The organism is Croceicoccus sediminis (assembly GCF_007570835.1).
In the GTDB taxonomy this organism is placed as follows: Bacteria; Pseudomonadota; Alphaproteobacteria; order Sphingomonadales; family Sphingomonadaceae; genus Croceicoccus; species Croceicoccus sediminis.
The window spans coordinates 30,291-45,454 of sequence record NZ_SUNC01000003.1 but is presented as its reverse complement, the minus strand read 5'-3'; the positions used below and the strand labels follow the sequence as shown (position 1 = coordinate 45,454).

Sequence of the window (15,164 nt, the reverse complement as noted above, 5' to 3'; positions counted from 1 at the left end):
GTTCGGCCGGTTCAGGCCGGGGTGCGTTCGTAAACGACTTTCGCGTCGGTAAAGGCCTTCAGGCCTTCCTCGCCGAACTGGACACCGATGCCGGATGCTTTGCGGCCGCCGAACGGGACCATCGGGTGCAGTTCGGCATGGGTGTTGATGTAGACCGTACCGGCAACCAGGCGTTCGGCAACTTGCGCGGCCTGATCGGGTGCGCCCCAGACGGATGCGCAGAGCCCGTATTCGCTGTCGTTGGCCATCGCGACCGCTTCGTCGATATCGCCATAGCGGACAAGCGGGATGGCCGGGCCGAACTGTTCGAGCCGGACGATGTCCATGTCCTGCGTGCAATCGCCCAGGATCGCGGGTGAGAGCGCCAGCCCCTGGCCGACCTGTTCGCCGCCAGCCAGTAGCTTTGCACCCGATGCGACCGCCGCGTCGGTCAGCGCCTTGACCTTGTTGCGCTGGGGCGCGTTCTGCAGCGGGCCCATCGCGCTGTCCGCCTCGGTCCCGTGGCCGACTTTCGTGCCCCTGGCGATGTTCGCCATCGCCTCTGCCAGCGCGTCGTGGTCGGCTTCGTGCACATAGATGCGCTTGATCGCGCCGCAGGTCTGGCCCGCGTTGATGAACGATCCGAAGAACAGGCCCGCGGCCATCGCTTCGACCGGCGCGCCGGGAAGGACGATGGCGGGATCGTTGCCGCCCAGTTCGAGCGTGCAGTGGGTGACCGATTCCGCCGCGCTCTGCATCACTTTCTTGCCGGTCGCGGTGGAGCCGGTGAAGATCACCTTGTCGACATCGGGATGCGCAGTCAGATGCGCGCCGACTTCGCCGCCGCCGGTGACGACGTTGAATACGCCTTTGGGCAGCACCTCGCTCAGGATCGCTGCGGCACGCAGGGTAGACAGCGGGGTAAAGGGCGAGGGCTTCATGACCACCGTGTTGCCGGTGCGGATCGCGGGCAGCAGGTGCCAAGTGCCGATCAACAGCGGCCAGTTCCACGGCGTGATCGAGGCGACGACGCCCTTGGGAACGCGCTTTTCAACGGCGCGTACGCCGCCTTCGTCCAGCACGGTACGGTCGGGAAGCGACTGTGCCGAAGTCGCCATCGACCAGCCGATACAGCCGCCCAGCTCGAAGCGCGAACCGAAACCGCCTGCGTCCAGCGGCTTACCCTGTTCGCGCGTGATAAGCGTGGCGAGTTCCTCGGCATGGGCTTCGAACGCCTGCGCGACGGCGCGGCATAGCGCGGCGCGCTCTTCGTCGGGAAGTGCGGCCCAGCCAGGCTGCGCGGCACGGGCCGCGCTTACCGCGCGATCGACGTCCTGTGCGGTGCCTTCGGGGCACGTGCCGACGGAAGTGTTGTCGAAGGGATCGAGGATGACGTTGTCGGGCCCTTGGCCGACCAGTTCCCCGTCGATCACCATGGAATAGTGGGGAATCTCGCTCGACATGTCATCTCTCTCCAACTGGTTTGGCATAGAAGGTGCGTGTCTCACGTGATTTGTCAACTAGTTTGTTGGTGAGCGCCCTTGGTTTAGTGCACAGGAATACGGGCATGGCCGGGTGGCGCCGAAGATCCAGCCGGACAAAATACGGATTGTTCGGTTGCCTTCAGCCCGAAATCTCCATCGATCACCTCTGGCGCGATGAAGAGTTAAACGCTGCCGGAATACGTGAAACGAGACGTAAACCAGACGCAACATCAGGTGCTGGCCGTAACCGTCCGAAAGGCGATGGTCCCGCCGGGCTGGAACTGCGCCGATCCGGCAAGGCCCGTGCCAACCGCATGGACGCCGGTGATCGCACCGGTCGAAATCAGGCAATCGCGCACCGAGGCATGACCCATCCGGTGCAGCCGGTTGAGCGCGAATGCGATGGCGGTTCCGGTGCCTCCAGGCAGGTTGCCCGCCTTTCCAGTGAACGGATCGCCGTCGCCGATCGTGACGGTGCATCCGACTTCGTCCGGCGCATCGGTGTGGAGAACCGGGCCCAGGATGAGGCCGAAGTTGTTTCCGAACGCCGCGATAGAGGCCAGCGCACCTTTCTCGCCCACTGCCTTGCACGGACTTCCCGCGACTTCGATGCCGATGTGCCAGGCGGTGACCATGGCCAGTGCTTCTTCGGGAGAGATCGTGCCGGTGAGGGCCGGGCAGTCGATCTTCGCGACCAGTTCCGCCTCGACGGCGGCGAAACCACCATCGATGATCGGGAAGTCCGTTTCGACCGCATCCTTGGCTACCCACACGCTGTCGGCGAAGATCGGTCCGATAAAGCGGTTCTCGCCATGTTTGCGTTCGTCATCGCCGGTGATCCGGCCGACTTTCCATCCGGCGATGGGCTGCGGCCACGACGCGATCTCGGCAGCCTGCATGGCATAGGCCTCGTCCAGCGTTTCGGGCAGCGGGCCGGGGAAATCGGCAAATCCGGCAAGGTTGCGGCGTGCGTCGACGATGCGGGCAACGGCGGTCTGGGTGGCTGTCATGATGGCTTTTGTTTCTATCCGTGGTTCAGCGCAGGTTTTCGGCAACGTCGCCGAGCAGTCTGGTAAGCGTGCGCAGATCCGCATCGTCCAGATTGCCGAAGGCGCGATTGTAGACATGCCGCGTGGCGGCGACGGCGCGTTCGATCTGCGCCTGTCCGGCTTCGGTCATCTTCACTTCGGTCACGCGGCGGTCCCGCTCTCCGGAACGGGACGTGACGAGACCCGCCGCCTCCATCCGCCTGATCGCCTTGGTCATGGTGGACAGCTTGGCATTGGCCTGGACCGCGATCTCGCTGACCGAAAGCCACTCGCAATCTTTCAGGATCATGGTGATCCGCCACATCGTCGCGTCGAGACCCGTCCCGGCCAGCGCGGAGTTCAGCGCATCGAGATATCGATTGTGCACGCGCGTAAGCCAATAAAACGGCCATTCGTCGTAGGATGTATGTCGATCGTCAGTCATCGCGAACCTGCTGGGCAATCCCCGGTCTTTTTTCAACGGAATAATCGACGGCGCACTAATTAGTTGACCGTTCCCGTGAATGGTCCTACATCGACGTCATGTCAAGCGGACCTAAAGCTCCCTCTCAATCCGCGATACTGGTCAAGAAGCTTGCGCTCGGTGCCGATGGCCCGGCGTCCGGCCCGACCGTTGTTGTCAAGGATTGCATCGATATCGCCGGACTGCCGACGATGTGCGGCAGCCGCGCATTCGCGCAGTCCGATCCCGCACAGGCCAATGCCGCGGTCGTGGCCAGCCTGCTCGACGCCGGATGCCGCATCGTCGGCAAGGCGAACATGCACGAACTGGCCTATGGCGTGACCGGGGCGAACGCATTCACCGGAACTCCCGTCAATCCGCTGTTTCCCGACAGGATCGTCGGCGGATCGTCGAGCGGGAGTGCGGCCGCCGTCGCTGCGCAGATGGTCGACTTTTCGATCGGCACCGATACCGGCGGCTCCATCCGTATGCCGGCGGCGTGCTGCAATATCTTTGGCCTGAAACCGACGTTCGATGCCGTATCCCGCAAGGGCGCGGTGCCTGCGCAAAGCTCGCTCGACTGCATCGGGCTTTTCGCGCGCGACATGGCGACGATCACGAAAGCCGCCGGAATCATCATTCCCGGCTTTACCGCACAGGCCGCGCCCAAGGCAGAAGACCTCGTTCTGGCGCGTCTCGATTGCGCGGCCGACGGCGATATCGATTCGGCGGTCGATGGCGTGCTCGCCCGGTCCGGCGCGACGATACGCAGCACCGCGCTTGACGATTTCGAGGCCGCTTTCCGCGCCGGGATCACCATCATGGCGGCAGAGATGTGGGAGCTGTTCGGCGATCTCGTCGGGACCGGCCTGCTCGGCCCCGACATCGATGCGCGCCTTGCCGCCGCCGCGAACGTCACGCCCCAGGCGGTGGCCGAGGCTGAAGAGGTACGCGCCCGATTTACGGCTGCTGTCGATGGCCTGCTGGCCACATGCGATGCCATCGTGTTGCCGACCCTGCCGTCGGTTCCGCCTACGATCGAAGAGGCACTAGACCCGGCCGCCGTCGTGCGGCTTACCGAGCTGGTCCGGCCATTCAACGTCAGCGGCCATCCCGCGATCAGCCTGCCGACGCGCACGGCAGACGGGCTGCCCGCGAGCATACAACTGGTGGCCCGCAAGGGCGACGACGCGAAGCTTTGCGCGATTGCGACCGCAATCGAGCCTTCGCTTTGACCGATAGAAGAAACGGAAAGGATACGTTCTGATGGACATGCCGATCAGCGCAGATGACTGCGGGCTCGATCCGGGCGAACTGGTACAGGACGATCGCGTCCACACCGCGCTCTATACCAGCGAGGAACTGTTCGACGAGGAGATGGACCGCATCTTCAAGAACACCTGGGTCTGGGTGGCGCACGCCAGCGAAGTGCCGACCAAGAACACGTTCAAGAAAAGCTGGGTCGGCAAGCAGCCGGTGATCGTGACCCGCGACAAGGAAGACAACGTCCACGTCCTCCTCAACCGCTGCCGCCACCGCGCCGCATCGGTCTGCGAACAGAAGCAGGGCCGCACCAGTGTCTTCGTCTGCCCCTATCACGGGTGGAGCTACAACATCGACGGCAAGCTGCGGTCGGTGCCCCACGCCAAGGTCTATGGTGAGGATTTCGACAAGGACGAATTCCCGCTGATCTCGCTGCGCACGGAAGAATACAACGGCATGATCTTCGCGACTTTCCGCGATGACATCGAGCCGCTTGTCGATTTCCTCGGCCCCGCGAAGAAGTGGATCGACCTGTTCATGAAGCAGGGCGCCGGATACCCGGTGAAGGCGCTGGGCGAACACCAGTTCCGCTTTGCCGGCAACTGGAAGATCCAGCTAGAAAACACGACCGACGCCTATCACTTTCCCATCGTCCACAAGACGTTCCTCGATTCGCTCGACGCCGACACCAGCAACGTCTTCGACGTCCTGGGGCAGGGCGGCTGGGTCGAGGACTTGGGCAACGGCCATTCGCTGATGGTGATGATCCCCGATCTTGTCGATCTGGAGGAAAACCTCGACGCGCCGATCCCCGAACGCTTTGCCGACCTGGCAAAGGCGCTTCGCGAGGAAGGGTATGACGAGGACAAGGTCCGCCGCATCGTGCGCGCGGTGGGCGGAACCGGGTTCAACCTCAACCTGTTCCCCAACGTTGCCTGTTCGATGGCCTTCTTCCGCGTGCTGCGCCCCGTCAGCGTGGCGGAAACCGAAATCCGGCATATCGCGATCGGCATGGACGGCGGACCCGAAGCGGCCAACCGCGTCCGCCTGCGGCTGCACGAACATTTCCAGGGACCGATGGGCTTTGGGACGCCCGACGATGCCGAAGGCTGGGAACGCGTCCAGCGCGGTTCCGCTTCGGGCGAGGACCTGTGGATCATGGTCAACCGCGGCAAGGACACGCTGGATGGGCACCCTGCCGGTCCCGACGTGACCGATGTCAGCGCCGAAACCGGCATGCGCGCCGCCTATGGCATGTGGAAGAGGATGATGACGGCATGAGCACCCTTACCGACACCCGACCCGGCAACGACACCGCGGCCATCGGCCTGTTCGAAGCGGCCGAATTCATCTGGCGCGAAGGCGAGATCCTCGACCGCCAGGACTATGCCGACTGGCTGCCGCTGTGGACCGATGACGGCCTTTACGTCATCCCCATCGAACGCGGCGATGGCGACCATGCCGATGCGCTGAACATCGCCTATGACGATGCCGAAATGCGCAAGGCCCGTGTGAAACGGTTGAAAAGCGGCTTCTCGATCTCGTCCGCGCCGTCGGCACGGACCGTTCGTTCGGCCTCGCGCTTCGTGCTGGGCGGGCAGCAGGACGGCGCGACTGTCGTGCGCTGTGCCCAGACGATCGTCGAATACAAGTTCGAGCGGACCCGCACCCTGGCCGCCGACGTCGTGTTCCACCTTGTCCGGCGCGATGACGGCATTGCGATCGCGCGCAAGGAAATCCTGTTCCTGAATTCCGACGATTTCGTCTGGGGCATCGGCTACCTGCCATGATCGCCGGTTCGCAAGCCGAATAGACCAGACTTTGTAAGATCCCTGCCTGCCCGGCCTGCCTTGCGCAGGTCGGGCCTTTTTTGTGCCCGCCGGGGCGGCGAAGCGATCCACCAAAAAAGGGGCGCAGCCATGCCGCGCCCCTTTCCCGTGCCATTTGGCGTGCCGTCAGAAGCGGAGCGAGAGCGTTGCCCGCCCGTTCTGCGAGAAGCCCTGCCGCGCGACAGTGCCGCCATAGGAAACCGCGAACCCGACATCGGGCGACAGTTTCCAGTGGACGCCGACATCGACCAGCCCGGCATGTTTCGCCAAAGGCGCACCGTTCACGGTGAAGTCGGGACCGTTGCCAAACGCCATCGTCGCCGTGGTGGCGCGGCCGTCGAGCGCGCGCTGCCACTCGGTCACGAAACGGAACGCCACCTTGTCCTGCGCGTCCAGCGTGACATGCCCCTTGAGGCCGAGCGAGGAGAACGTCCAGTCGGCTTTCTCGTCAGCAGCGTCGAGCGCCAGGCTCCCGCCGGTTTCGGCAAAGCCATCGCGGTCGAACCGGTTCCAGGTGATCCCTGCGAACGGCTCGATCGCGCCCTTGCCGATCGGCAGCAGCACCCCGGCGCGGGCATAGGCGCCATAGACTTTCGCCCCGTAGTCGGCCGACAGGTCCTGATCGATGGCACCAAAGGCGACATTGCGATCGGTTTCCACGCTAAGGTCGGCATAGCTGGCCCCGACGGCAAGGCGCAGTGCGCCAAAGTCGCTGCCGGCATAGGCATGACCATGCGTGCCCTTGACCGAGACCGAGGAAGCACGGCTGGCCAGTTGCATGTCGCCGTCGGTATGGCCAATCGCGATGCCCAGTTTCGACTTGCCGGTGCCGAATTCCAGGCCGCCGACGTAGCTCATCGTTTCGCGCAAGTAGCCCGCGGCGCTGGCATTGCCGTTCCAGTCGTCGCGACCCGCCTCGATCTGCAGCCACAGGTTCGCACCTTGCGTCCGCGGAAGGTCCAGCCGTTCCAGCACGGCGCGGCGGATGCGCGCGCTGTCCTGCCAGGCGGTGTTGGCAACGGTGGCGTGGACTTCTCCGCTCAACGCATCGAGCGTTTCGCGCGCCATCGTGCCGTTCAGGCTGGCGAAGGCATAGTACGCATCGGTCGTCGGATCGAACGATGCGTCGAAGGCCTGACCGGCGGCGCGCTGGTTGGCAGTCACGGCGACATCGGCAAAGGCCAGGTCATTGCGCGTCAGCACCAGGGCCACGCCATTCGCGCTGTAGACGAGCGAGGGGTCGAGGAACGCCAGATCGGTGACGACCGCGTCGAACGCGCCGGACACGGTGTCCGCCGCCACGATGGCGTAGCCCGTCTGCCAGTCGTAGTTGCCGTCTGCCGCCAGAACGCTGACGGTGCCGCCCTGGATGTCGAGAGCGCCCGTCACGCCGAGCATGTCCGCATTCCCGTCGGCATCGGCATTGACGAGGAGGGTTGAGCCCATGGCGAAAGTGACACCGCCATCGGCAACCAGCATGCCGTTGGGGGCCAGCGTTGCGCCATCCCCGACAAACACGTCGCCGACGATGCCATTGCCGGTCAGCAATGCGCCCGATCCAACGGTGATGGCCGAGGCGGAGTAGTCGCCCACGACATTCAGACCGCCTTGCGAAATCGTGGTCTCACCGCTGAGCATATGCATGCCGGAAAGGGTCACGATCCCGCTGCCGGTTTTTTCAACGTTGCCCGTACCGGCAAGCATCCCGGCAAAGTCAGCATCGGCATCCTCGTCGATGACGAGGTCCGCGTTGTTGAGCACATATCCGCCGAGCGATGTGGTCGAGGCGGTGAGCGTACCACCCAGAATCGCAGTGCCGCCGGTATAGGTGTTTGCACCCGTCAGGGTGACATTGCCGTCACCGTCCTTGGTCAGCGAGCCAGAACCCGATACGTCACCCGCAAGGGCCCCGTCGGTGTCCTGATCGATCACCAGCGCCGCGTTGTTCAGCACATCGCCCGTCAGCGAGATGGTCGAGGCAGTCAGCGTACCGCCCGCAATCGTCGTGCCGCCCGCGTAGCTGTTGACACCGGTCAGCGTGACATTGCCGTCGCCGTTCTTGGTCAGCGAACCCGAGCCCGACACGTCGCCGGCGAAAGTGCCGTCGGTATCCTGATCGATCACCAGAGCAGCGTTGTTGAGCACGTCGCCTGTCAGCGAGATGGACGAGCCAGTCAGCGTACCGCCCGCGATCGTCGTGCCGCCGGTATAGCTGTTCGCACCCGTCAGCGTGACATTGCCGTCACCGTTCTTGGTCAGCGAACCCGAGCCCGACACGTCGCCGGCGAAAGTGCCGTCGGTATCCTGATCGATCACCAGCGCGGCGTTGTTAAGCACATTGCCCGTCAGCGAAGTGGTCCAGCCTGTCAGCGTACCGCCCAGGATCGCCGTACCGCCGGTATAGCTGTTCGCACCCGTCAGCGTGACGTTGCCGTCACCGTCCTTGGTCAGCGAGCCCGTGCCCGATACGTCACCCGCAAAGGCCCCGTCCGTGTCCTGATCGATCACCAGCGCCGCGTTGTTAAGCACGTCGCCAGTCAGCGAGGTGGTCGAGCCTGTCAGCGTGCCACCCGCAATCGTCGTGCCGCCGGTATAGCTGTTTGCACCCGTCAGTGTGACATTGCCGTCACCGTCCTTGGTCAGCGAACCGGACCCCGACACGTCGCCAGCGAAAGTGCCATCGGTGTCCTGATCGATCACCAGCGCCGCGTTGTTAAGCACGTCGCCAGTCAGCGAGGTGGTCGAGCCTGTCAGCGTGCCACCCGCAATCGTCGTGCCGCCGGTGTAGGTGTTGGCACCCGTCAGCGTGACATTGCCGTCACCGTCCTTGGTCAGCGAACCGGACCCCGATACGTCGCCAGCGAAAGTGCCGTCGGTGTCCTGATCGATCACCAGCGCGGCGTTGTTAAACACGTCGCCGGTCAGCGAGGTGGTCGAGCCTGTCAGCGTGCCACCCGCAATCGTCGTGCCGCCGGTGTAGGTGTTGGCACCCGTCAGCGTGACATTGCCGTCACCGTCCTTGGTCAGCGAACCGGACCCCGATACGTCGCCAGCGAAAGTGCCGTCGGTGTCTTGATCGATCACCAGCGCCGCGTTGTTAAGCACGTCGCCGGTCAGCGAGGTAGTCGAGCCAGTCAGGGTGCCACCCGCAATCGTCGTGCCGCCGGTGTAGCTATTGCTTCCGGTCAGCAAGAGGTTGCCACTTCCGGTCTTGGTCAGTCCACCAGCGCCCGAGATATCGCCCGACTGCGTCGCGCTCCCTCCGTCCTGGCTGAAATCGACCGGCCCCTGGATAACGACAGCATTGGGGGCGACTACTCCGTCGCCATAGGCGATGGTCGTGCCGCCTGCCGCATCGAGAGTTCCCGTGCCCAGAGCTGAATTGTTGCCGATGCCGAGCGTGCCGCCAGCAAGCGTGAAGCCGCCCGAGAATGTGTTCGCCCCGTTGAGGACAAGCAACCCGCCAGCCTGGATAAGGCCGCCGGTTCCGCCGATGATGCCATCGAAGGAATTCTCGGCGTTGGTGATCGTGAGGTTCTGCCCGCCAAGCTCTACCGTGCCGCCGCCCGAGAGGTCTTCGATCTGCGCGCCCGCATCGGTGCCAGATATGTCGAATGTTCCGTCGACGATAATCTCGCTGGAACCCGCGATGCTTCCGGTGCCGGTCAGCGCCAGCGTGGTGCCTGCGCCGACCGTGGTCGCGCCCGTGTAGACGTTGGTACCGGTCAGCGTCACGGTTCCGCCGCTGCCGGATATGGTCAGCGAACCCGGAGTGCCGGATGTTTCGTCACTGATCGTGCCGGTGAAGGTGGACTGGTTGCCGTTGGTATCGATCGTCGCACCCGAGCCATTGATCGTGAAACCCTGAGCCAGCGTCATGCTGGCCAGATCGATCAACAGCGTACCGCCCAGGAACGCGCCGCTATCTGCGATGTCGGACGCGTTGACGGTGCCCGAGATATCGGTCGTCGTCGGCCCGGTCGGCGGCGGCGGCGGGGTCGTCGGCGCTTCACTGCCTTCGTTCGGTGCGATCGGTCCGAACGGATCGTCGAAATTGAAGGTGGCGCCCGGTGCCTGGTCCACGAAGAACACGGGGCTGAGTTGCGTGTCTTTCAGATTGAGGCTCATGAAACCGAGGCGATAGGTGCCGGCGGTATCCACCGAATAAGTCGAGAGCTGCCAGCCCGTCGCGCCGTAACTGCCGGTCGAATAGTTACCCGTACCCGGCACCGTCGCGCCGAGGAGAGCATACTGTGAAGCCAGGTTGTTGACCGTCGCGAGAATGGAATTGTCGTCGATGTTGACGAGCGAGGTATAGGAGGCGTCGTTGTAGGGGTCGTAATCGGTAGAGACGTACTGCCATGCCATCGTGAAGCTGTCGCCAGCGTTCAGCGTGAGGTCCTGATAGATCCAGGAAGCAGTGGTTGCAGAGGCGCCCAGGGTCGAGGTGATCTCGGCCTGGCTCGTTGCGGTCAGCCCTAGTTCGGTCGAGCCGGTCGCAAACGTATTGCCGCTGTTCACGGCCTGAAGCGAGGCCATGTAATCGCCGTAGGGCGTGACCGTCCATTGATACGTCGACCCGCCGGACGTGAAATCCTCCATGCCGGTCACGACGCTGACGCCGACACCGTTGCCGTCATAACTGTCGGGCGCTTGCGTGCCGGTGCCGCCGCCGGCGGTCCAGCCGTTGAGCGTACCGTCCTCGAAACCGACATTCTCGATACTTTGTGCCTGAACCGGGTCGGCGCTGGCGACGAATACGATGGCAGCTGCCGCGATCGCCGTCGTCGCCATCAGGCGGTCCTTCAGGAAACCATGTCGCAGAACGGCGGCGCGGGGCGCTAAATGCCCGTTGCCACTCGCGCGCAGCGTGCCAGAAGATTTTGAGAGACCGGGATTTTTTTGAGATTTCGATACCGACATAAACGTCCTCCAGAGAAGGACTTCGCCCTATGTCGTCGTGATGGTGAAGCGATTAACCAATGGCCTAGGCTTCACCCGTAGCGTGGGATTTGTTCGCCGTCTGCGGAGCGGCGGCCGGCGCAGCGCTGTGGCAAAAATCTCCGGACGGACCGGTCGTAACGCAGGTGTGTGAGATACCAAATGCAGAAGGGCGAGCGCCCTTTCCGGTCAGTTCAAGACTTTGCCAGAAAGGGCGCCCAGTCGTGCTTCAGGCGTAAAAGCGCGAATAGTCCTTCGGATCGAGCGAGTTGGCTGCGGTCTGCATGATGTCCACCAGCGACCCTTCCTCGACCGGGCCGCTGTCCGCACGCATCATGTCGATGGCGGCGAGCTGCTCGTTCACTTCTTCCCAGGTGCTCGGGATTTGCATTTCCTTGCCCTGCCAGATGATGTCCTGGTTCAGTTCCGCAAACGGCCTGGCTATCTCCTCGTAGCGCTTGAAAGCCGTTTCATAGTCGCCGCGCGCCTCTGCCAGTTCACCGGCCAGGACATAGGACATCACGATGGCCGCGCTTGTACCTTGTCCTGTGAAGGCGGTCGGACCTGCTGCCGCATCACCGACGAGTGATACCCGGCCCTTGGACCAGGTTGGCATCTTAATCTGCGACGCGGAATCGAAGTAGAAGTCCGTCGCCTTGTCCATTTCGTCGAGCAGGCGGGGAATTTCCCAGGCCAGCTTGTCGCTCATGAGTTCGCGGACCAGGGCTTTCTGTTCCGGGATGTTGCGGCTGTCGAACTTGCGGAACTCACCCGTCATGAGGAAAATCCCGCGTGTCTCCTGATTGTCGCCGTACTGCTGAATGCCGCCGAAGAACCCGGGACGCATATGCCAGTCCCACTTGCGGTAAAGGCCGCGATAGTTGGGGATCGTGAACACGGAGATGTAGCGGTCCCAGAAATGGGCAAACTGCGATTCTTCGCCGAAGACCAGGTGGCGGACGTTCGAGTGGGTACCGTCTGCGCCGATCACGAGGTCGTAATGTTCGTTGTCCCCGTTTTCGAATTCGACGTCGATACCGTCGGCATTTTCGGTCAGCTTGGTAATCGAATTGCCGAACTTGAAGCGGACCTTGTCCTTGATCTTGTCGTAAAGGATCTTGGCAAGATCGTCGCGCAACACTTCGACATCGCCTGCAATGCCGCCGCCTGCGCCAAAGTTGCGGTCCATCGCGGCAGCGATTTCATCGTTGTCGTCGAAGAAGCGGATATCTTCCAGCTTGGTATCGGCTTCCTGAAGATCTTCGAGGATACCCATCTTGCGCGAGATCAGAATGGCAGATCCGCGCACGTCGATCGCATAGCCGCCGGGGCGGACGGTGGGATGGCGCTCGACTACGGTGACGTCGAAGCCGTACCGGTCGAGCCAGTAGGCCAGGCTGGGGCCGGCGGCGCTGGCGCCGGAAACCAGGATTTTCTTGTTCTTTAGCGGAGTGTCTGGACTGTTCATATTCTCTCTCCTCAACCCGAAAACTGCGGTGGCAAATGCCGGAGAGTACCTTGCACGGCATCTTCCCCGGCCAATTGGTTGCCCAATATCCCTGCGGAATCAGTACCAAATCCTGCGTTTGCGTTAGAGGCTATGCGACGCCAATGCAATAGGCTGACCATTATGGACATATTACCTTTATTGGTGTACCAATGCTGACAGGAAAGGAAACACTGTGAAAAATAACCAGGTCACAGCCATCCGGGACTATGTCCGCAAAGCCATCGAGAGCGGCGAATTCCCGGCTGGCGAGAAATTGCCGACCGAGCGCGAGTTGGCCGCGCGTTTCGATGTGCCCCGCAGTGCGGTGCGTTCCGCGATCGTCCCGCTCGAAATCGGTGGAATGGTCAAGCGCGAGGTCGGTCGAGGGACATACGTGCTTGCGCCGGGAGCCGACAAAGTATCGGACGTTGCCGAGGAGGTCGATGCCAGCCCGTCAGACCTGATCGAGGCGGCATTGAGTTGCTACCCCTACGTCTGCGAAGTCGCGGCCATGAAAGCGACACGCGCCGATCTTCGCGAGATCGAGGAGTGCGTGCGCAAAGTGGAAGGCGCACGCGACAACGAGGAATATCGCCGTCACGATGCCGATTTCCACATGGCCATCGCGCGTGCGACCCAGAACCCCTTGCTGGTCGAACTGTGCGGCATCATCGATCGTGCGGGGGAGAACATGCACTGGGGCGATCTTGAACTGATCGAAGGTGATTTTTACGACCACGGACTGATCTTCGAAGCGCTGATGAAGCGCAATGCGGGATTGGCCCGGACGCGGATGGAGGCGCATCTGGCCGGGGCGCGGGTTGCCGTAAATACTGAAGAGGGGGCTGACGATTGATCGAATCGAATCGAAAGACCTGGCTTCAACCAGAGAATAACCGGCAAAGTTGGTCTACGCAGTATCGGACTTGCCGCAATACAGGTGCCAAGCTAGGCAGGTCGCAAGCTAAGCCTCGTCACGTGGCGTGAATAGCTATCACCCTTGTCGGCGGCAACTTTGGGCTTTTCGTGATTTCCGGGGCAACACCCGGCAGGGAGTTTGTTTGTGAAGTCGAAAAAGTTAGCGATTCCCCGCGCATATCAGGTCATCCAGCAGGCCCTGGAGCAGGCTATCGTTACTGGCGATCTGGAGCCCGGAGAGCCGCTGCCCACAGAAACCGAACTTGCCGAGAAATTCGGCGTCACCCGTCACACGGTGCGCGAAGCAATGCGCGTGGTGGAACAAAGCGGACTGGTTCAGCGCGATGCCGGACGCCGCCTGCACGTCGTGCGGCCAAGCCACGATGCGCTGGCGCTTGTCACGTCCCGTGCGCTGATGATGCAGCGCGTCACCTTGCGAGAGCTTTGGGAGATCGGCACGCAGATCGAGATGTTTTCCATCGACGTCGCGATGAGCCGTTTGAAACCAACTCTGGCAGAAGCGTTGGAAGCGAACGTCGCGAAGACGGAGAAGGCCGTAAAGGCGGGTGAAACGATTACCGACCTCGACATGGAGTTCCATTGGCTTATCGCCAAAGCGACAGAAAACCGCGCTTTCCACGTGACACGTGAAGCGATTGCGCAGCTGTTCTTCCCCGCGCTCGAGCATCTCTATTTTCTTCCGAAGACCAAGAAGGAAAGCCCGCGCCACGTGCTGGAGGCGCACAAGCAGATCCTTGAGGCGATCAAGGCCGAAGATGCCAAAGCGGCGCGCGAAGCGATGGCCAGGCACATGGCCGACTTCCCGCGCAGCTTCAAATCGGCCGGGCTCGATATCGACATGCCCAGCGAGATCCGCGAAGTGCCGACACTGGCCATATCGGTGCCTGACTTCAGGAAGTGACGCTGCAGGCGCGGTGATCCGCGTCTGCGATGCCTGAACCAACGTCAAAATGTCCCCGGGGCGCGAGAGATCGCAGCTGCCGGGTTGGATGAGCACGCCCGAATGCGGGCGGGCAAGCATCCTGCCATCCGCCATCTACGTCAGCAGCGCGACGCGACACATATCGCGTAGCAATCTGCCTTGTCGCAAAAGTTCACTTGTCCAACAAACCAACACGGGCTAGCATCGCCCTGGATTTGAGCGGAACTTGAGTCGGCGCCTCGAACGCAGAGCCGGTCTTTCGTGACGATCTCATACGGGAATCGTCCGGTGACAGGGCGACCACAGGGGAGGTTCCATGATCAAGATCGTGGCTTTGTTGAAGCGTCGGCCGGGCATGTCGCTGGAAGAGTTCAGGGACTACTACGAGAACGTGCATCTGCCGATCGGGGCGCTCCGCTTCAAAGGCAATGCCATTTCACATCACAGGCGCTACCTGACGCCGATTCCGGGGCCGGATGGTGTGGGGCACGAAGCCGACTACGACGTCATCATGGAAATGTGGTTCGAGGACCGCGCACAGCTCGAAGCGGCGATGCAGGTCATGCAGGAACCTGAACTGGCAGAACGTATCGCCGGCGACGTACCCAATTTCCTGGATCGTGCCGACAACCCCATGTTTTTCGTGGAGGAGCACGTAACCGACTTGCGGTGATCGACAGGCCTGCGGGCCTGTCAGCCGGAAGGCAATCAACGGAGCAGCGCAAAGCTGGACCGTAATGCCGGGCAACCGCCGAAGTGGGACCAAACCGACCAAAAACGATGTCCAACAAGTCAACATGAACAGCAGGCAGAAAACCTGTCGCTAC

The 15,164-nt window shown here is 62.5% G+C and carries 11 protein-coding genes; 6 read left to right on the top strand and 5 right to left on the bottom strand.

Annotated features, from left to right (window positions below):
- Positions 1-11: 11 nt before the first annotated feature.
- The 3 genes from FAX90_RS10950 to FAX90_RS10940 all read right to left on the bottom strand — a co-directional run bounded on the left by FAX90_RS10950 (position 12) and on the right by FAX90_RS10940 (position 2,936).
- A complete protein-coding gene (locus FAX90_RS10950) occupies positions 12-1,442 on the bottom strand; it encodes an aldehyde dehydrogenase family protein (protein WP_205700675.1) in 1,431 nt (476 codons plus the stop codon).
- 251 nt (positions 1,443-1,693) lie between these two features.
- Positions 1,694-2,473: a 2-keto-4-pentenoate hydratase gene (locus tag FAX90_RS10945; RefSeq protein ID WP_144097460.1), complete on the bottom strand. Its 780-nt coding sequence runs from the start codon at positions 2,471-2,473 to the stop codon at positions 1,694-1,696.
- 25 nt (positions 2,474-2,498) lie between these two features.
- The gene (locus tag FAX90_RS10940; protein ID WP_144097459.1) at positions 2,499-2,936 is read right to left on the bottom strand and encodes a MarR family winged helix-turn-helix transcriptional regulator; all 438 of its coding nucleotides are present in this window, start codon (positions 2,934-2,936) and stop codon (positions 2,499-2,501) included.
- Between the two features lie 98 nt (positions 2,937-3,034).
- Between FAX90_RS10940 and FAX90_RS10935 the strand changes: the two genes are divergently transcribed.
- Genes FAX90_RS10935 through FAX90_RS10925 form a run of 3 tightly spaced genes read left to right on the top strand, consistent with a single transcriptional unit; the run spans position 3,035 to position 6,007 of the window.
- Positions 3,035-4,189, top strand: coding sequence for an amidase (locus tag FAX90_RS10935; protein ID WP_144097458.1), 1,155 nt, complete (start codon positions 3,035-3,037; stop codon positions 4,187-4,189).
- 31 nt (positions 4,190-4,220) lie between these two features.
- A complete protein-coding gene (locus tag FAX90_RS10930; protein ID WP_144097457.1) occupies positions 4,221-5,498 on the top strand; it encodes an aromatic ring-hydroxylating oxygenase subunit alpha in 1,278 nt (425 codons plus the stop codon).
- On the top strand, positions 5,495-6,007 hold the full coding sequence (locus tag FAX90_RS10925) for an aromatic-ring-hydroxylating dioxygenase subunit beta (protein ID WP_144097456.1): 513 nt from the start codon (positions 5,495-5,497) through the stop codon (positions 6,005-6,007). Before FAX90_RS10930 ends, FAX90_RS10925 begins: the two co-directional genes overlap by 4 nt.
- 165 nt (positions 6,008-6,172) lie before the next feature.
- Here FAX90_RS10925 and FAX90_RS10920 read toward each other — a convergent pair whose 3' ends face one another.
- A complete protein-coding gene (locus tag FAX90_RS10920; protein ID WP_170234951.1) occupies positions 6,173-10,840 on the bottom strand; it encodes an autotransporter-associated beta strand repeat-containing protein in 4,668 nt (1,555 codons plus the stop codon).
- Between the two features lie 376 nt (positions 10,841-11,216).
- Entirely contained in the window at positions 11,217-12,455 is a 1,239-nt protein-coding gene (locus tag FAX90_RS10915) for an FAD-dependent monooxygenase (RefSeq protein WP_144097454.1), read from the bottom strand.
- A 214-nt stretch (positions 12,456-12,669) separates the two neighbouring features.
- Between FAX90_RS10915 and FAX90_RS10910 the strand changes: the two genes are divergently transcribed.
- The 3 genes from FAX90_RS10910 to FAX90_RS10900 all read left to right on the top strand — a co-directional run bounded on the left by FAX90_RS10910 (position 12,670) and on the right by FAX90_RS10900 (position 15,010).
- Positions 12,670-13,332, top strand: a complete 663-nt coding sequence (locus FAX90_RS10910) for a FadR/GntR family transcriptional regulator (RefSeq protein WP_144097453.1) — start codon at positions 12,670-12,672, stop codon at positions 13,330-13,332.
- A gap of 207 nt (positions 13,333-13,539) precedes the next feature.
- Positions 13,540-14,316, top strand: coding sequence for a FadR/GntR family transcriptional regulator (locus FAX90_RS10905; protein WP_170234950.1), 777 nt, complete (start codon positions 13,540-13,542; stop codon positions 14,314-14,316).
- 337 nt (positions 14,317-14,653) lie between these two features.
- Positions 14,654-15,010 (top strand): EthD domain-containing protein, encoded by a 357-nt coding sequence (locus FAX90_RS10900; RefSeq protein ID WP_144097451.1) that lies wholly within the window; start codon positions 14,654-14,656, stop codon positions 15,008-15,010.
- Positions 15,011-15,164 lie beyond the last annotated feature (154 nt).

Coding starts and splice junctions, on each gene's coding strand:
- FAX90_RS10930 (WP_144097457.1), top strand. CDS start 4,221: ATGGACATGCCGATCAGCGCAGATGACTGCGGGCTCGATCCGGGCGAA.
- FAX90_RS10920 (WP_170234951.1), bottom strand. CDS start 10,840: ATGGCGACGACGGCGATCGCGGCAGCTGCCATCGTATTCGTCGCCAGC.
- FAX90_RS10915 (WP_144097454.1), bottom strand. CDS start 12,455: ATGAACAGTCCAGACACTCCGCTAAAGAACAAGAAAATCCTGGTTTCC.
- FAX90_RS10950 (WP_205700675.1), bottom strand. CDS start 1,442: ATGTCGAGCGAGATTCCCCACTATTCCATGGTGATCGACGGGGAACTG.
- FAX90_RS10900 (WP_144097451.1), top strand. CDS start 14,654: ATGATCAAGATCGTGGCTTTGTTGAAGCGTCGGCCGGGCATGTCGCTG.
- FAX90_RS10925 (WP_144097456.1), top strand. CDS start 5,495: ATGAGCACCCTTACCGACACCCGACCCGGCAACGACACCGCGGCCATC.
- FAX90_RS10940 (WP_144097459.1), bottom strand. CDS start 2,936: ATGACTGACGATCGACATACATCCTACGACGAATGGCCGTTTTATTGG.
- FAX90_RS10935 (WP_144097458.1), top strand. CDS start 3,035: ATGTCAAGCGGACCTAAAGCTCCCTCTCAATCCGCGATACTGGTCAAG.
- FAX90_RS10945 (WP_144097460.1), bottom strand. CDS start 2,473: ATGACAGCCACCCAGACCGCCGTTGCCCGCATCGTCGACGCACGCCGC.